Below are 17,887 nucleotides of genomic sequence, written 5' to 3'. Positions count from 1 at the left end.
CGCTCCTGTCTGATCCCAAAGCTCCCCCGCATGACGCCGTTTGCGCCCTGGGGACAGGCTGCTCGCGACGGTACCAACGCAACATGACGCGACAGCGCCCGTATCCCAGCGATCTGTCCGATGCCCGCTGGGAGTTGACCGGGCCCGCCCTGACAGCCCGGCGAGCCGAGCGCAGGGGCAAGGGCCCGGACATCGGGCACCCGCCCCAGCATGACCTGCGCCGGATCATGGACGCCATCCCGTATGCCGACCGGACCGGGATCCCATGGCGCTATCTGCCGCACGACTTCGCGCCGTGGGAGACCGTCTACGGGTACCTCGCCGCATGGCAGAAGGACGGCCTCTTCGACCAGCTCAACGGCGTCCTGCGCCAGTTGGTGCCACAGGCCGAAGGCCGGGACGCCGAGCCCAGCGCCTGCGTGCTCGACACCCAGAGGGTCAAGACCTCCCCGAACGCGCCGGCCACCGGTCAGGGCATCGACGCAGGGAAGAAGATCGCAGGCCGCAAACGCCACATCGGCGTCGGCACTCTCGGCCTGCTCCTGGCCGTCCGGGCCACCGCCGCCAGCGTCTCGGACAACGCCGGCGGCATCCACCTGCTGTCCCGGATCGCCACCGCGAACCCGCAGGTCACAAAGGCCTGGACCGACTCCGGCTACCACACCAAGGCCATCGACCACGGCGCCCGCCCGGGCATCGACGCCGAAGTCGTCCGCCGAGATCCTGCCGCAAAGGGTTTCAAGGTGATCCCGAGGCGCTGGGTCGCCGAGCCGACCTTCGGCTGGCTCATGCACCACCGCCGCCTCGCCCGCGACTACGAGACCCACCCGCACCGCTCCGAAGCCATAATCCGCCTCGCGATGATCGACCCCATAAGCAGACGACTGACCCGCGAATCCACCCTGAACTGACGCGACACCTGACGTCGAACCAAACACTCCCCCAGGACGAAACACTCTTTAAGAGGTCGTTTTCATCCGTACTGCTTATATATAAACCGGTTCCCAGGGCGTGGGACTGTGGTGCGGAAGGGGCAGCGGGAGTGATTGGGGCCTGTGAATCGGATGGGGTGACGGGCGGTGCGGGATGAGGCTTGTTCCTGTCTCATCCCAGGACGCCCGGTTCTTCTGCGTGCTTCTGCCGTCACCGATGTGCGCCTGGGCGCACTTGGTCCGGAGCGGTATGCCGGAAGCATGTCTGCGCGACGTCCGTATCCGAGTGATCTGTCCGATGCCCGCTGGGGGTTGGTCGAGCCGGTGTTGTCCGCCTGGCGCTTCGAGCGCCGCGGCAGGGCCCTGGACTTCGGCCGGCCGCCCGAGCATGATCTGCGCGACATCATGGACGCGATCTTGTATGTGGACCGGACCGGGGTTCAGTGGCGCTGCCTCCCGCACGACTTCCCGCACTGGAACACGGTCTACGGCTACTTCACGAAGTGGCAGCAGGAAGGTGTGTTCGCCCAGCTCAACGGTCTGCTCAGGCAGCTGTTGCGACAGAAGGAAGGACGGGAGTCCGAGCCGTCGGCCTGTGTGATCGACGCTCAGAGCGTCAAGACCTCCTCCAGCGTTCACGCCTCCAGCCAGGGCATCGACGCCGGCAAGAAGATCGTGGGCCGAAAGCGGAGCATCGTGACCGACACGCTCGGCCTGCTGCTGGCGGTGCTGGTCACCGCGGCCAGTGTCCAGGACTCCGTGGCCGGCACTCAGCTCCTCGACCAGGTTGCCGCCGGCCATCCCGGCATCCGCAAGGTGTGGGTCGACGGCGGCTACCGCCAGCACCTCGTCGAGCACGCCGCCACCCTCGGCATCGACATGGAAATCACCGCCCGCACACCCGGGACCAGGGGTTTCACCCCGATCCCGAAGCGGTGGGCGGTCGAGCGGACCTACGGATGGCTCATGCTCCACCGCCGCCTGGCCCGCGACTACGAAACCCTTCCCGCCCGCTCCGAAGCCATGATCCATCTCGCCATGACCGACCTGATGGCCCGCCGCCTCACCGGCGAGAACACCATCTCCTGGCGCGACCCGACACCGCAGACCAAACATCTGATTCCGGGATAAAACACTGGAAGAAAACGACCTCTAAGTGCTCTGCGCCAGTACCTACCTCGATCGGTATCTGCCTGGAGTGCCACGACGGCACCCCGGACCACCTGAGCTCCTACGTGCACGAGTCACGCCACGACCTGACGGCGTGAACCACCATGCCCAGCCTCTGGCAATTCCCCGTCCTGCTCCGGACCCCGGCACGCGCTACAGCACGGCGCCCGAAGCAGGAGCGGCGGACCGGACAGCCCGGCCCCGCACACCCCTGGAAGGAGCTCCACATGCCCGACACCCTGACCCCGACCGCACCGCCCCTATGGGGCGGACTCCCCGCTGGCGCAGCTGCTCGACAGGGCGCAGACCGGTCGGCGTACCCACCGCCGACCAACAGGCCCAGGACACTGTCACAGCCGCCGCGCACCACGTGCACACCGCCTAACCGGACACGTTCGGCACGGTTCTGGAAGTGACGGACTGGCACGGCTGCCCGGCTCCGCAGACCGCCGCCGGCCATGACGGCCCTGCTGAGCCTGCTGGGCCTGGCAGAACACCTCACTGTTCCGACTGGACCGACCGCCGCTCGCTGACGACCCGGAATCCTGACACGGCACGGCACGGTGGGAAGGGCCTGCTGGATCAGCTCGTCCAGGTCTTGATCTGAGCGGCGACCTCCCGCACCGGGAGCCCGTCCCGGGCCGCGCGCGCCAAGGGAAGAACAGTGTCCAAACCGGGGCTCACCGCGAGGCCGCACGCCGAGAGGTAGGCCGCAGCCACTGTGGCGGCGAACAGCAGATTCCTCACCTCCAGGCTGGGGTTCCTCGCAAGCTCGCACAACAGCGCCGCGGCCTTGTGATGTGGTTCGGGATAAACCTCACGGTCCAGGACCTCCGCGCGATGACGCGCTTCCGCTGCCACCGGTACGCCGTAGTCGACGACCTGGGGATCGCCCGGGATCTGCTGCGCCACCGCCAGGATCCAGGCGAGATCGACACGGAGATTCACGCGGCGTCCCTCGGCGCGCTCTCCGTCAGTCCCTCCGGAAGACCGGGGTACCGGTCCTCACCGACCTCCGCCTCGAACGCGTCCGCGTACCCGGCCAGGAACGTCGTAGCGCCGGCCATGAAGGCGGCACGTGTCTGGTCCACATCGGCCTTGATCAAGTCGGCAACGTATCCCTGCAGGCTCAGACCCCGGCGCTTGGCCCGGTCCTCGGCAGCCGCCTTGACAGCGTCGTCCAGCCTGATGTTCGTCTGCTTCGCCATACCCACCACTATAGCTAGCCAGCGGTATCAGCGACTAGCGAACGGACGGACGGGGACCTACCTGCCGCGCCGGCAGTCCTGGCGGCACCCCGACCTCTCCCCCGCCGACGTCACACTCTCCAAACAGCCCCGGACAACCACCGCCCCCACCCTGCGCGGGCGGCCACAATGAGGCATGGCAGTCAGTCGGCAGTCCTCTTTGCCCGGGTCGGACGTGGCGGAGGATCTTGCGCTCCACCAGGAAAAGGTCCGGCGGCGTCTGCCCACCACCCTGGAAGACCTGCACGGGCCGCTGACCGGCATGATCGAGCTGCCCGTGCATGTGGCGTGGTCGGGTATGACCGCCTACGACCTCGACAAGCCGCGCCAGCGCACGGGGCTCTACCGCACCGTCCTGCATGAAGGCCTGCGCGAGGACCTGCCCCTCTAGGTGGTCGCCCCATCCATGGGATCCCTCCGATCTCGTCGTCGGGCTCCACATACAGTGCGGTCAAGAGGGTCTCGAGGTCTGCCGTCACCGACAGATCATTGAGGTCCTCGCTTCTTCTGCGGCACGGGACTTCGGGTGCTCGAAGGGCCTCGCTGTGCGGCAACGGCTCGTGCACGTTCAGCAGAAAGCGCTGGATTGTTGCCAGCTCCACGTCGGAGTGGGTCCGCGTGGCAGCAACGACCTCCGTGATCAGTGGTCCGAAGAACGACTGTCCGAGGGTGACTGCCCGTTCATCAACCTCGAGCAGCACACGGCGTCGGTCACGGCTGTCGCGTGTGCGCTGCACGTGGCCGAGCCTCTCGAGCCGGTCGACAAGGGCCGTGGTGCCCGCGGAGTTCAGGCCGAGCTACCGCCCGAGCCAGCCGGGCGTCGCGGGCGTGTGCGCCCGAGCGGCATCCAGCAGGCAGATCAGGGCACGCAGGTCGGTCGGGTGCAGGTTGCTGCATTGCGCGAACTGGGCTCCGCGCAAGTCGAGTTCGATGGTGATGGCTCGCTGAGCGAAACCATCACTTCTCCCTACATGACGAAACCTGCCCCGACGCCCATTCCCCAGCAAGAGAGGTTGACGCCTCGGCTCATCGTTTTGGATGCCTTCAGCAAATCTGCGGCCACGCCGACCTTTCCACCGACGAGCAACCGCATGCTTGGCCAGCTCCACCACCCTCTCAAGAACCACCGCCTGTTCGACGAACACACCGCCTTCCCCACCACGCTGGCCGTCGCCGCTTGACGGTTTGGCGCCGTGAGTTGTCTGCCGTGGTCGGGGCTGTGGTCGAGGTCATGGTCGGGGTAGCGGCCCATCGGCAACAGGGTGGCGTACACGCTCACTCGGATGGCGCACGGCCCGGGTGGAAGGCATCGACTGTGATGTGGACCTTGCCGGAGCCGATGCTCACCGAAACAGTGCGCAGCCCTGCTCTGCCGCCGCGGCCGGCCGCGGAGCCGAAGTTACGGACAGGGTTTGTCATTGTCCGTTGTTCATGGCCATGTCAGGACCATGAAGGGCGGCTGGCCCACTCGCACCGATCGCCGCACCCGTCGGTGTCGGTGGACTGATCGCCTCCGTCGTTGCCCTGTCCGTCGGCTCATCCCTCTTCAGACGTCTACTAGTCACCGACACCCCCGCCGCACTCGAGCAGCGGGGGTGTCGCATGTTGGACTGACCTGGCCGTCACCCCGTACTTGTCACACGGCGCTGGGGTCCGCGCTGCGGCCGAAGACCCGTGCTTCACAGGTCTTGGAGCTTGTCGACGCGGACGGGACCGCCGGTGGTGACGGACTGGACGGCGGCGAGGGCGATGGCCAGGGCAGCGCGTGCGTCCTCGCCGGTGGCGGAGGGGGTGCGCTCGGTGCGGACGCTGTCGGTGAAGTCGGCGAGTTCGGCCACATAGGCGTCGTGGAAGAGGTGCTGGTCGTAGGTGACGCACTCGGCGGCGACGCCGTCCGGGCCGTATGCGGTCAGGTGGGTGCGGCGGACGTCGCCCATGGTGAGCATCCCGGCCGCGCCGAGGACCTCGGCGCGTACGTCGTAGCCGTAGACGGCCTGGAAGCTGGCCTCCGCGGTGGCGAGGGCGCCGTTGTCGAAGCGGACGGTGACGACGGCGGTGTCGAGCAGGCCGCGGTCCTTGAAGTCGGGGCGGATCAGGGCGTCCGCCATGGCGAAGACCTCGACGGGTTCGGCACCGGGATTGAGGTGGCGCAGGACGTCGAAGTCATGGATGAGGGTCTCCAGGAAGATCGTCCACGGCGGTATGCGGGCCGGGTCGGCCAGAGCGGGGTCGCGGGTGAGCGAGCGCAACAGCTGCGGTGTGCCGATGGCGCCGGCGGCGATCTTCTCGTGGGCGGCCCTGAAGCCCGCGTCGTAGCGGCGGTTGAAGCCCACCTGGAGGAGCACGCCCGCATCCGCGGCGGCCGCGATGGCGCGGTCGGCCTCGGCGAGGGTGACCGCCATCGGCTTCTCGCAGTAGACCGCCTTGCCCGCTTTGGCGGCCGCCTCGACCAGGTCGGCGTGGGTACGGGCCGGGGTGGCGATCACCACCGCGTCGATGTGCGGGTCGGCGAGCAGTTCACCGATGTCCGTGTAGGCGGTGGAGCAGCCGAGCCGGTCGCCCAGGCTCCGCGCGGCGCCCGGGGTGGGGTCGGCGATGGCGACGAGCCGGACGCCCGGGAGGCGGTGGGCGAGGGTCTCGGCGTGGAACGAACCCATCCGTCCGGCGCCGAGGAGGCCGACGGCGAGAGGCTGCTGGGTGGTCATGCGGGTGCTCCGTACGTCGTCGTCAGGGTAGGTACAGGCAGTGGAAACAGTCAGACGGTGAAGGCGGAGCGGAAGCGCTCCAAAGCGAGCTCGCTGTCGCCGGAGGCCCACGCCTCCATCGCCACCGTGCCCTCGTAGCCGAGGCCCACCAGGGCGCGGGCGACGGCGGGGTAGTTGATCTCCCCGGTTCCGGGTTCGCGGCGGCCGGGGACGTCGGCCACCTGGATCTCGCCGATCAGGCCCAGGGCATGGGCCCTGCGGACCAGCTCGATCAGATTCCCCTCGCCGATCTGGGCGTGGTAGAGGTCCAGATTCATCCGCAGCCCGGGCCGGTCCACGGCCGCGACCAGGGCCAGGGTGTCGGCGGCCGTCGCGAACGGCACCCCGGGGTGGTCGACGGCGGTGTTGAGGTTCTCCAGGGTGAAGACGACCCCGGCGCTCTCGCCCAGCTCGGCGAGGCGGGTGAGCGTGCGGTGGGCGGCGATCCACATCTCACCGGTGACCTCACCGCTCACCGGCACCACCGGCAGGCCCTGGCCATCCAGTCCGGTGCCGTGCAGGTTCAGGCGAGGGCAGCCCAGTTGCTCGGCCGCCTTGAGTGACTCCTCGGCGGTGCTCAGGAGTTCGGCCGCACCCTCCTCGTCGGTCAGACTGCCGCGGATGTAACCGGTCATGGAGGAGAAGTTGGCCGGGGTCCGGGCCAGAGCGGCAAGGTCGTGCCGGGTCCAGTCCCAGATCTCGACCTGGAAACCGGCATCGTGGATGCGCCGTGCCCGCTCGTCGATCGGCAGTTCCAGGAAGACCATCTCGGCGCAGGCCGCCAGTGTGTACATCGCCACGTACCTCTCTCCGCGACTTCGGGCTAGAACGTTCAAGGAACTAGAACGTTCTAGAACTCCGTGGAGCAGCAGTACGCCAGCTGCTGCCCTCCCCTGTCAAGGCTCCGGTGGCGTGCGAAAGCTAGAACGTTCTATAGTCGACTCTGCAGGAGACGACCCCGACCAGGGAGGACAGGTTGCCGGCGACCCCAGCGGTCCCCAACGGAAAGCGACCGACGCTCGCCGACGTGGCGTCGCGGGCAGGGGTGTCCACAGCGCTGGTCTCCATCGTGATGCGCGGCGCGAAAGGGGCCGGCCAGGCCACCCGCGAGCGCGTCCTTCAGGCCGCGCGGGAGATCGGTTACCGACCCGACGCCCGGGCCCGGCTGCTCCGCAGCCACCGCTCCCATCTGCTCGGGGTGCAGTTCGGCCTCCAGCATCCGTTCCACTCCGACCTGGTGGAGGGCATCTACGCGGCGGCCGAACCGGCCGGGTACCAGATCGCGCTGAGTGCCGTGGCCGCCGGACGCGGCGAGCAGCGCGCCGTCGAGACACTGCTCGACGACCGCTGCGAGGCGCTGATCCTGCTCGGCCCGCAGGCCCCCGCCGCGCGGCTGGCGGAACTCGCCGGGCAACTGCCGGTCGTCTCCGTGGCCCGCCGGCTGCGGCCGTCCGTCCCGGGCCTGGAGGTCGTACGGACCGCCGACGACGAGGGAGCCGGCCAGGCGGTGGACCACCTCGTCGCTCTGGGCCACCGCGACATCGCCCACATCGACGGCGGCCGGGCACCGGGCGCAGCCGACCGGCGCCGCGGCTACCGCACCGCCATGAACCGCCACGGCCTGGGCGAACTCATCCGCATTCTCCCCGGCGGTCTCACTGAGGAGGAAGGCGCCGAGGCCGCCCGAACCCTGTCGGCCACCCGTCCGCGCCCCACCGCCGTACTGGCCTTCAACGACCGCTGCGCGACCGGCGTACTCGACCTCTTCCTCCGCTCCGGCGTCGCGGTCCCCGGCGACATCTCCGTCGTCGGGTTCGACGACAGCCATCTGGCCCGCCTGGCCCACATCGACCTCACCACCGTCGGACAGGACATCGCACGCCTCGCCGGGCTCGCCGTAAGCCGGGCCGTCGCACGCCTGGAGGGTGCGGAGATCCCCGCCGGGGAACAAGTCATCACCCCCCGTCTCGTCGTCCGGGGAACGTCCGCCCCGCCCCCCTGAAGGCAGATCCCGGGCGTGCGCGGCCTGTGTGTTCCACGGCGACGACGCCGACCACACCGAGAAAGTACCGGTTCGGCCCGACGGTCGTCCCTGCCGTCGGTGGGCCGGGTGCTCCAGATCTGAGAGGTCGTTTCATCCTGTTGTTTCATCCCTGGATGCGGCTTTGATGCGCTGGTGTCGGGTCTCGCCAGGAGATGGTGTTCTCGCCGGTGAGGCGGCGGGCCATCAGGTCGGTCATCGCGAGGTGGATCATGGCTTCGGAGCGGTGTGGGTGGGTTTCGTAGTCGCGGGCCAGGCGGCGGTGGAGCATCAGCCAGCCGTAGGTCCGCTCCACTGCCCACCGTTTCGGGATGGGAGTGAATCCCTTGACCCCTGGGGCGCGTTGGACGATTTCGAGGTCGATGCCGAGGGTAGCTGCGTGCTCGACGAAGTGCTTGCGATAGCCGCCGTCAACCCAGACCTTGTGCAGGCCGGGGTGGTCGGCGGCAGCTTGTTCCAGGAGGGTGCGGCCGGCCGTGGAGTCCTGGACGCCGGCCGCGGTGACCAGACCGCCAGCAGCAGGCCGAGGGTGTCGGTGATGATGCTGCGCTTGCGGCCTGCGATCTTTTTGCCCGCGTCGATACCCTGACTGCGCGAGGGGGCACTGGTGGTGGTCTTGACGCTCTGTGCGTCGATCACGCCGGCGGACGGGGTGGCTTGGCGGCCTTCCTGCCGGCGGACCAACTCCCTCAAGAGGCCGTTGAGCTGGACGAAGACACCGTCCTTTTGCCACCTGGCGAAGTAGCCGTAGACGCTCTGATGGGGCGGGAAGTCGTGCGGGAGGTAGGCCCACTGCACGCCGGTGCGGTCCACGTACGGGATCGCGTTCATGATCTCGCGCAGGTCATGCCTTGGCGGCCGGCCGAAGTCCAGGGCCCGGCCGCGGCGTTCGAGGCGCCAGGCGGACAGCACCGGCTCGATCAACTCCCAGCGGGCATCGGACAGATCACTTGGATACGTACGACGTTCCGTCATGACCTGGGCATACCGCCGCCCGGGGGCGTGCGCCCAGGCGTGCATCCTGCCGCGTCGAAGCACGGGACAGACCTGGGCGTCCTGGAATGAGACAGGCACGCGCAGACCGCCACCCCGTCCGTCACACCACCAGCCTCACCAAAAGGAACCGCCACCACGGACTCACCAGCAGCACACCAAGAGGCAGAACAAACCTGCCTGGAGCGCCGCACTCAAGATGAAAACAACCTCTGAGAGGTCGTTTTCATCCGTACTGCTCATATATAAACCGGTTCCCAGGGCGTGGGACTGTGGTGCGGAAGGGGCAGCGGGAGTGATTGGGGCCTGTGAATCGGATGGGGTGACGGGCGGTGCGGGATGAGGCTTGTTCCTGTCTCATCCCAGGACGCCCGGTTCTTCTGCGTGCTTCCGCCGTCACCGATGTGCGCCTGGGCGCACTTGGTCCGGAGCGGTATGCCGGAAGCATGTCTGCGCGACGTCCGTATCCGAGTGATCTGTCCGATGCCCGCTGGGGGTTGGTCGAGCCGGTGTTGTCCGCCTGGCGCTTCGAGCGCCGCGGCAGGGCCCTGGACTTCGGCCGGCCGCCCGAGCATGATCTGCGCGACATCATGGACGCGATCTTGTATGTGGACCGGACCGGGGTTCAGTGGCGCTGCCTCCCGCACGACTTCCCGCACTGGAACACGGTCTACGGCTACTTCACGAAGTGGCAGCAGGAAGGTGTGTTCGCCCAGCTCAACGGTCTGCTCAGGCAGCTGTCGCGACAGAAGGAAGGACGGGAGTCCGAGCCGTCGGCCTGTGTGATCGACGCTCAGAGCGTCAAGACCTCCTCCAGCGTTCACGCCTCCAGCCAGGGCATCGACGCCGGCAAGAAGATCGTGGGCCGAAAGCGGAGCATCGTGACCGACACGCTCGGCCTGCTGCTGGCGGTGCTGGTCACCGCGGCCAGTGTCCAGGACTCCGTGGCCGGCACTCAGCTCCTCGACCAGGTTGCCGCCGGCCATCCCGGCATCCGCAAGGTGTGGGTCGACGGCGGCTACCGCCAGCACCTCGTCGAGCACGCCGCCACCCTCGGCATCGACATGGAAATCACCGCCCGCACACCCGGGACCAGGGGTTTCACCCCGATCCCGAAGCGGTGGGCGGTCGAGCGGACCTACGGATGGCTCATGCTCCACCGCCGCCTGGCCCGCGACTACGAAACCCTTCCCGCCCGCTCCGAAGCCATGATCCATCTCGCCATGACCGACCTGATGGCCCGCCGCCTCACCGGCGAGAACACCATCTCCTGGCGCGACCCGACACCGCAGACCAAACATCTGATTCCGGGATAAAACACTGGAAGAAAACGACCTCTGAGTCGGCCGACCGCATCGCCGATGCTGCGGAGCAGGATCCGGAAAGCCCGACCGCCATGTCAGGGTTCGATGAGCGGGCTAATGCGGCGGCGGACCGCAACGACGGCCCGGGTACGGATGACGGCTGGGATGACGACGACTGATCAGCAGCCCAGCGGGGCAACCGCCGGAACGCTGATGCAGTCCGGCGTACGGTCGTCGTGTCAGGGACAGGCCGTGGGTGGGCCGGAGCTCCGCGAGGACCTCCAGCAGGACCTCTTCCGTGTCGAGGACGATGTCGGTGTAGCCGTGCCCGCAGGTGCACGGCACGATCAGCGTCAGCACGTCACTCGCGCCGTCGGCCTCCGTGGTGCGCAGCGTGTGGTGCAGCCACGCCACCGCGCTCGGCTCGAACGAGCCGGCGCCGGTGCCGGTGTTCTGCAGGGCGGGGTGGCCCTGCCAGTCCAGCGCGTCGACCACCGCGGCGAGGGTGTCCGGGTACGTGGTGCGCGGCGGTGGTGACGGCGTCCTCGCGCTGCTCGTCGGCGTCGGGTGCGCCGACGAGCAGCGCCATGTCGAGCAGTCGGTGCCGGCGGGTATGGTCCGGCTGCGATCAAGCATTGAGTTTGGGGAGGGGCTTTGAGAGCAAAGACGGGTCTGCTCGTGTACGCCGAAAACGACGTGCCGGACCAGTTGCAGCGGGTGCGGCCAGCGCACCTGGCACGGACGACTGGCCAGAGCAGGGTCCACCGTCGCTTCGTGGCGGTTGTTTCGGTCCGCGCACGGATCATCGCAGTAGCGGCCACATCCGTGCTGGCTGCAGGCTGCGGCATGCTGGACGATCCGGTCAAGGACCGCTGGGAGGCTAGAACCGAGTTTTCAAGTTGTGGCGCGGTGAGCTTGGCTCAGGGTGAGGAGATACAGAAGCAGGCGATGCGGGAAATCGTCTGCCTCCGACGAGCCCTCAAGAATGGCGAGAGCGCAGAACTGAAGATCACGTATCCCACCGTGGAGGGTGACCCGATTCGCGAGTACTACCGCCTGACGCCGCAGAGCAGACTTGAGGTCTACACCGACAGCACGGATGACCGCTACTCGGACCAGAAGTGGTCGTTTGCTGAGTGCTACACCCCTGAATGGTTGACTGAGATTTCCTGCGATCAATGAGTGAGCTCGGCTGAAATCGGGCACGTCGGGGGCACGGCCTCACTCGTAGATCCGGGCGGCAACCAGGGCGCGAGCGAAGAACGTCCAGTCGCCTCGTGGCGGTAGATTCTGCCCCTGGTTGCCGTACCACCCGGGCGCAGACTGCGACTCTATGGCGCCCACGCGTGGGTGATCACGAGTTCTACACCCGACAACGTCACCCGGTGCCCAATCCAGGCTTTGAGGTCTGACCTCATCCTTATCAGGTCGATCACGGGTAGCTGACGGCCTCTATCAACTCGCTTGCAGCCTCGAATGATCGTCCGCCTGGAGCCGCGGCTGACCGCTGATGTCCGCGTTTGTTGGTGTCAGCCGTTGGTGTCAGGTGTTGTGGCACCTCTCGACAGATCGACCCAGTCAGCTTTCGCCGTGGCCGGATGCCGTGAGATCCACCCATATCCACGGCTCGTGGTGCCACGTACGCACTTCGCCTATGACGAGGTCAATGGCCATCCCCACAGGCGGCAGCTCCTGGGCGAGTCGCTTCACTCCAGGCTCGCACTTACGGCGAATCAGGTCCATTGAGGCGCCCACGGGTTCGTAGTCGTCGAGTTGAGCCATGAGGCCCCATGGCTCGTGACCGGTGATCGTTGCTTGGACGACGTCGCCCTGACGAAGCTCGCTGAGGGGACGCCTCGACTCATCTGCCATGGCGGCATCATCCCTCCTCAACTCACCACTCAACCCCGCTCCCATCCCGTCCGCCGTCGACCCACACAACGTGGAGCGGGCGTGGTTCATGGCGTCCAGGGTGCGCCAGCGGGGAGTCCGCCGCGTAACGGCGTGCGGTCAGGGTGTCGGGCATGTGGAGCTCCCTCCCAGAAGGGCGTGCCGGGCCGGGCTGTCCGGTCCTGCGCCCCGTCCCGCACCGGCCACCGGAGGCGGGGTGCAGGGTGGGACACGGGGCCGTCAGACCAGTGCGCCGAGCGCGGCCAGGAGCAGCAGGGCCAGGGCGGTCAGGATCAGGTTCCAGGGGCGGCAAGTGCACCGGCGCATCCTCCACGCGCCCGCTCGCTACTCACCCGTCTCGTACTCCGAACGATCCATGGCCGACGGCTCGTTGTAGGTGATCACGACCGGCGCGTTTGCCTCCGCCCGTGCGCGGTCCGACGCCGTCGCGATCTCCTCGTAGGCCCATTCCCTGTGCAGGCGCTCCCCCTGGGCATCGGTGATGTCGATGACAACGCCGGTCCATTCCTCGGCGGGCTGTTCGGGGACGAGTCCCAGTTCGTACGTAGCGTCTTGGAGGAGGGATTCGGTGACGCGTATGCCGGTGAGTCTCTCGGCCAGAGCGAGGACCGCCGCCTTCACGTCGACGTCCGGGGCGCTCTCGTCGTGCTCTCCCTCGGGAGTCAGAGGGAAGCCGACTTCCCGCAGCAGGGGGACCAGTTCATCGGGCGTGTTGCCGTCGCGCGACGAGGGACCCTCGAACGTCGTACGGAGCTCACCGTCCTCGAACCAGTGGAAGAGGTGGATGGGCTTGCCGCCGTTGGTCGAGTGGGCCACTACCCGGCCGCCCTTCGACAGCGTCTCCACGCACGCGCCCGCGATTCCCAGGCCACCGTCGAAACCGAGGACGAGTGTCCAGGCGCCGTTCTCACCCGGAGTGCTGAAGGCGCCCGCGACGTAGGACTCGTCCCAGTAGTCGTAGTCCACCTCGGCGCGGTGGGCCTCGTCCGCCTCGATCAGCACGGCCGTTCCCTCCCCGGTGCCGCGCGGTTCCGCCCCCATCACGCGCAGCACCTCGCGCGGGGTCCGCGCCCGTATCAGTGTCAGGGTGTATCCGCTCTCCATCGCGTGGCGGAAGAGCGGCGAGGTGCGGATCCAGGCGTAGTCGTGCGCGGTCACCAAGTTCATACGGCGCAGTGTGCCTGATGCCCCTGACAACGCCCGGTGCAAGCCGGTTCTTTCAGCTGGATCTGGTCCTCGGATCGCGCCGAGCCCGTGTTAGCAACATGATCTTGTTACGAGCTCACAGACTCGATGCTTGGTTCGGAGAACAGGCTGGACTTGCCGTCGGTGCGGGCGATCTCGCTGCCGACCGCGGCGCAGGCCACATCCAGGTTGTGATCCGTGTGGGCGCTGGAAGCGAGGGGATGGTCACAGCGGGCAGTGCCATAGCGGCTCTCCGTAAGTTGTTACTGACCTTTCCGTTCAGTTGTCGGGGCTGACATTGCTAGATCCCTGCGGTACGCCGTGGCCATGAGATATGCGCAAGGCGGTGGTCTCACCGCGCGGGGTCAGGCCGCGAGGGAACGGGTGCGCATGCTGGCCGTCGATGGCTTTGCGCGGGGCGAGAAGAACACGGTGATCGCGAACGAACTGAGGGTCAGCATCCGGTCGGTGGAGCGGTGGCGCCGCTCCTGGCGCGAGGGAGGGCGGAGGCCCTGCGTCCTTCGGGGCCGGCAAAACGGCCGAAGATCGGCGACAGTGACTTCGCCGTGCTCGAGCCGCTGTTACTGACAGGCGCGATGGCTCAGGGCTGGACGGATGAGCGGTGGACGCTGTCACGGGTGCAACTGCTGATTGCGGATCACCTGGGGGTGTCGTTGTCGATCCGCGGAGTGTGGGAGTTGCTGCGGCGGCACGGCTGGTCGTGTCAGCAGCCTGCGCGCCGGGCGATCGAGCGGGACGAAGCGGCGGTGGCCGGATGGGTGAAGGAGACCTGGCCCCGGGCAAAGCCACCGCGGCGGCGCTCAGGGCATGGCTGGTCTTCGAGGACGAAGCCGCCGTCTCGATGACGTCGCACCGCTCCCGCACCTGGGCGCCGAAAGGCAGCACACCCGTGGTCCGGTTCAACGGCGCCTCCCGTGGTCGCATCTCGATGGCTGCGCTGGTGTGCTTCAAGTCCGGCGAACGCAGCCGCTTGATCTACCGTCCCCGCATCCAAGGCCATCACCGAGGCGCTCATCGAGGCTTCACCTGGCAGGACTACCGTGATCTTCTCGTGCGGGCGCACCTTCAGCTCGGCGGTCCCGTCGTGGTGATCTGGGACAACTTGAATGTTCATCGCTGCAGTCGATTACGTGAATACGCGGCAGACCATGACTGGCTCACCATCGTTCAGCTGCCCAGCTATGCACCCGACCTCAATCCCGTCGAGGGCATCTGGTCGTTGCTCCGGCGCAGCACTACCGCCAACGTCGTCTTCCGCGACCGCGACCACCTCGTCCGAGCCGTCCGCAGCGGCCTGCGCCGCATCCAACGACGTGCCGACCTCATCGAGGGTTGCCTCGCCGAAACCGGCCTTTCACTCAACACGACAACTGAACGGAAAGGTCAGTAGGCGGCGAGGCGGCGGGCGGGGCGGCGGGCCGGGACGGTGTAGGTGCCGGGGGTGGCCGGGATTCCGTCGTGACATTCCAGGCAGGTGCCGAGGGTGCGCAGCGGTACCGGCGCAGAGCACTTGTTCCGTGGCTGTCGTATTCCTGTGGCCACGGTCACGGTCGGGGGACGTTCGCTGAACTCTGCGGCGAGACAGACGAATTGGGGCCGGGGAACCTTGGGGCATAGGTTGACGGAATGGTGGAGGGGGCGAACTCCGCGGCGCAGACCATGCCGCAGGAGCAGCAGACAAGGGGGCGGCATGCCGCCCGGCGGAAGAAGGACAAGGGCGGACTGGCTCGTTCGTCCTTGCTGATGGCAGTTGGCACGGTGGTGTCACGGGCGACGGGACTGATCCGCCAAGTGCTGCAGGCCGCAGCGCTGGGAACGGGCTTGCTGGCCAGTACCTACAACACGGCGAACACCGTCCCAACGAGCCTGTACACGCTGCTGATCGGCGGCGCGCTCAACGCCGTGCTGGTGCCGCAGCTGGTCCGGGCCAGGACAACACAGCCCGATGGCGGACGCGCTTACGAGCAGCGCTTGGTCACGCTCGTGGTCTGTGTACTGGGTGTGGGCACGGCGCTGGCGGTGTGGGCGGCGCCGCAGATCGTGGGCCTGTACATGCGGGACACCCCGGACAGTCACGAGGCGTTCGAGCTGACGGTGACGTTCGCGCGGTTCCTGTTGCCGCAGATCTTCTTCTATGGGCTGTTCAGCATCTACGGGCAGGTGTTGAACGCTCGCGAGAAGTTCGGGGCGATGATGTGGACCCCTGTGCTGAACAACGTGGTGCTGGTCGGCATGTTCGCCGCCTATCTGGGGCTGATGGCGGTGCCCGACCGGGTGGAGGACATCACCGCCGACCAGGTGCAATTGCTGGGGATCGGGACGACGGCAGGAATCGCCGTGCAGGCCCTGGCGCTGATCCCTTTCGCGCGGGCGGCCGGTTTCCGCTTCCGCCCGCGGTTCGACTGGCGGGGTACCGGCCTGGGCAAGAGCGTCCACGCGGCGAAGTGGACGCTCTTGTTCGTCCTGGCCAACCAGGTTGCCCTGACGGTGGTCACGAATTACGCCAATGCCGCCGACCAGGAGCTGCCGCAGGCCGGCGCGGGCTATTCGGCCTACACCTACGCGCAGACCATCTGGATGCTGCCGCAGTCGATCGTGACGGTGTCCCTGGTCACGGCCCTACTGCCGCGCATGAGCCGGGCCGTCGCCGAGGGGCGCAACCCGGATCTGCGCGCGGACCTGTCCCGGGTGCTGCGGATCAGCGGCGTGGTCATCGTGCCCGCCGCGTTCCTCTTCCTCGCTCTGGGGCCGCAGATCTCGTCGCTGCTATTTGCCCACGGGGCGGCGGACGCCGCCTCGGCCCGCCCGCTGGGGTACATGCTGCAGGCATTCGGACTCGGGCTCATCCCGTTCTCCGCCCAGTACATGCTGTTGCGCGGCTTCTACGCCTTCGAAGACACGCGCACGCCGTTCTTCATGGCGGCTTGGATCGCGGGCGTGAACATCGCCCTGGCCACCGCGTGTCATTTGCTGCTGCCCGCCCGCTGGGCGGCCGTCGGCATGGCCGGCGCCTACACCCTCTCCTACGTTGCCGGCCTCGCACTCACCGCGCATCTGCTGCGCAAGAGGCTTGGGAGCCGCATCGACGACGGCGACCTGCGCCGCACCTACGCAAAACTGTTCTGCGCCGCGGGCCCGGCTGCAGGGCTGGGCTGGACTGCAGCGCGTGCGTGTGCGGTCCTCGGAAGTGGAACGTGGCCTACGGCCGTCGCACTGGCTACCGGGGCGCTGGCGACAGCCTTGGGGTACCTCCTTCTCGCCCGGCTGATGAAGGTCAACGAGTTACGTCGCCTGCCCGGGATGCGCTGAGTCCAGGCAGACGAAGCGAGGAAGCGTGCTTCAGGGACGGTCCTGCGCGCGGCTGGTGACGACTGCTCGCGGCGGTTCAAGCAGGGGCCGCCCACCGCATCGGGATGCCGCGCTGGGTGCGTCGGTCGGCCTGCTTGTCCCGGTTCGAGCGTCACCACGGTGGCCGCGTCCATGATCGTCTGCTCGGGCCCGGCGTCCGGCGCGGGCCCGCTTCCCTTGGCGCCCTTGCCTCACCGCACATGCAGGACGCCGCAGGGGCCGGCCTGGGGATACCAGTCCCCCACCTGCAGGCGGACGGTCTCGTTGATGCGCAGGCCCACGCGCCGCCACAACGACGCCGCCACGTAGTCCCGGGCCCCGGTCAGGAACGCTGTTCCCCGCAGACCGGGCAGGCCGGAGCGCCAGCCGGTGAACAGGGCCTCGACCTCCCCGGCCGACGGCGGGACCCGCACGTGCACCCGGGCCAGCAGGCGGGGCTGGTTGAACTCGTCGACCGGCTGGACCAGCGGCCGGCCGGTGATCTCCTCGACGTCGTGTGCGTGGCGCACCTGCAGGAACCCGTAGAAGCGGGCAACGGTGTGCGCCATCTGAGCGCGGGTCTGCGTTCTGGCACCGCGGGCCCGGGCCGCCGCCAGCCAGCCGTCCACGTCCGCGGGCGTGACCGCCCACACCGGGCCCTGCGCGAACGCCAGCAGCTCGTGCACCCAGGCACGCTGCTGGGCCACCCACCGGTCCGTCGCACCGCGGCCGCCCAACGCCAGCACGAACTCGTCCACCTACCGGACCCCGCCCGCCTGCCCCTCAGCGCTCATCCCCCCACCCTGCGCCGCAACCACCGCCAATCCAGAGGGATGTTCACCAATGCCGAAGAACCGACCACTTCACTGACCAGCAGGCCACCATCCTGACCAGCAGTGACAGACCACGCCCATCCTCCGCCTTTCAGGTAGAGGCAATGCGGGAGGCGCGGCAGCAGGGGTGGTTGTGACCCTGCTGCCGCGGCGGGGGTTGTGACCCCTGCCGCCGCCCT

At 68.0% G+C, this 17,887-nt stretch carries 16 protein-coding genes and 3 pseudogenes; 8 read left to right on the top strand and 11 right to left on the bottom strand.

The features are described from left to right. Positions 1–83 precede the first annotated feature (83 nt). Entirely contained in the window at positions 84–911 is an 828-nt protein-coding gene (locus tag O1Q96_RS22395) for an IS5 family transposase (protein ID WP_269249894.1), read from the top strand. A 282-nt stretch (positions 912–1,193) separates the two neighbouring features. Further along, positions 1,194–2,063, top strand: coding sequence for an IS5 family transposase (locus tag O1Q96_RS22390; protein ID WP_269249893.1), 870 nt, complete (start codon positions 1,194–1,196; stop codon positions 2,061–2,063). A 621-nt stretch (positions 2,064–2,684) separates the two neighbouring features. Here O1Q96_RS22390 and O1Q96_RS22385 read toward each other — a convergent pair. Both O1Q96_RS22385 and O1Q96_RS22380 read right to left on the bottom strand, forming a co-directional pair. Continuing rightward, positions 2,685–3,050, bottom strand: a complete 366-nt coding sequence (locus O1Q96_RS22385) for a hypothetical protein (protein ID WP_269249892.1) — start codon at positions 3,048–3,050, stop codon at positions 2,685–2,687. Further along, entirely contained in the window at positions 3,047–3,310 is a 264-nt protein-coding gene (locus O1Q96_RS22380) for a hypothetical protein (protein ID WP_269249891.1), read from the bottom strand. The genes O1Q96_RS22385 and O1Q96_RS22380 overlap by 4 nt, the downstream gene beginning before the upstream one ends. 175 nt (positions 3,311–3,485) lie before the next feature. Between O1Q96_RS22380 and O1Q96_RS22375 the strand changes: the two genes are divergently transcribed. Then, complete coding sequence (locus tag O1Q96_RS22375) at positions 3,486–3,740, top strand: hypothetical protein (RefSeq protein ID WP_269253974.1); 255 nt, start codon at positions 3,486–3,488, stop codon at positions 3,738–3,740. Positions 3,741–3,906: 166 nt separating this feature from the next. Here the strand turns inward: O1Q96_RS22375 and O1Q96_RS22370 are convergent. The 3 genes and pseudogenes from O1Q96_RS22370 to O1Q96_RS22360 all read right to left on the bottom strand — a co-directional run. Continuing rightward, positions 3,907–4,353: pseudogene (locus tag O1Q96_RS22370) on the bottom strand (MarR family transcriptional regulator); the annotation flags it as partial. A gap of 675 nt (positions 4,354–5,028) precedes the next feature. Beyond that, complete coding sequence (locus tag O1Q96_RS22365) at positions 5,029–6,054, bottom strand: Gfo/Idh/MocA family oxidoreductase (protein ID WP_269249890.1); 1,026 nt, start codon at positions 6,052–6,054, stop codon at positions 5,029–5,031. Between the two features lie 50 nt (positions 6,055–6,104). Further along, positions 6,105–6,887, bottom strand: a complete 783-nt coding sequence (locus O1Q96_RS22360; RefSeq protein ID WP_269253687.1) for a TIM barrel protein — start codon at positions 6,885–6,887, stop codon at positions 6,105–6,107. A gap of 182 nt (positions 6,888–7,069) precedes the next feature. Here O1Q96_RS22360 and O1Q96_RS22355 point away from each other — a divergent pair, with 182 nt between their 5' ends. Further along, positions 7,070–8,095, top strand: a complete 1,026-nt coding sequence (locus O1Q96_RS22355) for a LacI family DNA-binding transcriptional regulator (RefSeq protein ID WP_269249889.1) — start codon at positions 7,070–7,072, stop codon at positions 8,093–8,095. Positions 8,096–8,240: 145 nt separating this feature from the next. Here the strand turns inward: O1Q96_RS22355 and O1Q96_RS22350 are convergent. Beyond that, positions 8,241–9,109: pseudogene (locus O1Q96_RS22350) on the bottom strand (IS5 family transposase). Positions 9,110–9,573: 464 nt separating this feature from the next. Here O1Q96_RS22350 and O1Q96_RS22345 point away from each other — a divergent pair. Continuing rightward, the gene (locus O1Q96_RS22345) at positions 9,574–10,443 is read left to right on the top strand and encodes an IS5 family transposase (protein WP_269249888.1); all 870 of its coding nucleotides are present in this window, start codon (positions 9,574–9,576) and stop codon (positions 10,441–10,443) included. A gap of 102 nt (positions 10,444–10,545) precedes the next feature. On the opposite strand, the gene O1Q96_RS22340 is transcribed toward O1Q96_RS22345, so the two are convergent. Beyond that, positions 10,546–11,067 carry a hypothetical protein gene (locus O1Q96_RS22340; RefSeq protein ID WP_269249887.1) on the bottom strand — a complete coding sequence of 174 codons (522 nt, stop codon included), beginning with the start codon at positions 11,065–11,067 and terminating at the stop codon, positions 10,546–10,548. 18 nt (positions 11,068–11,085) lie between these two features. On the opposite strand from O1Q96_RS22340, the gene O1Q96_RS22335 reads away from it, so the two are divergent. Then, positions 11,086–11,613: a hypothetical protein gene (locus O1Q96_RS22335; RefSeq protein ID WP_269249886.1), complete on the top strand. Its 528-nt coding sequence runs from the start codon at positions 11,086–11,088 to the stop codon at positions 11,611–11,613. 39 nt (positions 11,614–11,652) lie between these two features. Here the strand turns inward: O1Q96_RS22335 and O1Q96_RS44545 are convergent, their stop codons facing one another. The 3 genes from O1Q96_RS44545 to O1Q96_RS22325 form a co-directional block, all read right to left on the bottom strand. Continuing rightward, the gene (locus O1Q96_RS44545; protein ID WP_419586932.1) at positions 11,653–11,775 is read right to left on the bottom strand and encodes a DUF7660 family protein; all 123 of its coding nucleotides are present in this window, start codon (positions 11,773–11,775) and stop codon (positions 11,653–11,655) included. A gap of 234 nt (positions 11,776–12,009) precedes the next feature. Next, positions 12,010–12,393, bottom strand: coding sequence for a hypothetical protein (locus tag O1Q96_RS22330; RefSeq protein ID WP_269249885.1), 384 nt, complete (start codon positions 12,391–12,393; stop codon positions 12,010–12,012). A gap of 273 nt (positions 12,394–12,666) precedes the next feature. Then, positions 12,667–13,509 carry a DUF6461 domain-containing protein gene (locus tag O1Q96_RS22325; RefSeq protein WP_269249884.1) on the bottom strand — a complete coding sequence of 281 codons (843 nt, stop codon included), beginning with the start codon at positions 13,507–13,509 and terminating at the stop codon, positions 12,667–12,669. A 345-nt stretch (positions 13,510–13,854) separates the two neighbouring features. Between O1Q96_RS22325 and O1Q96_RS44540 the strand changes: the two are divergent. Together O1Q96_RS44540 and murJ are read left to right on the top strand one after the other, a co-directional pair. Next, positions 13,855–14,938: pseudogene (locus O1Q96_RS44540) on the top strand (IS630 family transposase). 236 nt (positions 14,939–15,174) lie between these two features. Beyond that, positions 15,175–16,857 (top strand): murein biosynthesis integral membrane protein MurJ, encoded by a 1,683-nt coding sequence (gene murJ / locus O1Q96_RS22310; protein ID WP_269249883.1) that lies wholly within the window; start codon positions 15,175–15,177, stop codon positions 16,855–16,857. Between the two features lie 230 nt (positions 16,858–17,087). Here murJ and O1Q96_RS22305 read toward each other — a convergent pair whose 3' ends face one another. Next, positions 17,088–17,633 (bottom strand): hypothetical protein, encoded by a 546-nt coding sequence (locus tag O1Q96_RS22305; RefSeq protein WP_269249882.1) that lies wholly within the window; start codon positions 17,631–17,633, stop codon positions 17,088–17,090. Between the last annotated feature and the right edge of the window lie 254 nt (positions 17,634–17,887).

This window comes from Streptomyces aurantiacus, assembly GCF_027107535.1.
In the GTDB taxonomy this organism is placed as follows: Bacteria; Actinomycetota; Actinomycetes; order Streptomycetales; family Streptomycetaceae; genus Streptomyces.
The sequence above is the reverse complement of the archived record's forward strand: the minus strand, read 5'-3'. Positions and strand labels throughout refer to the sequence as shown.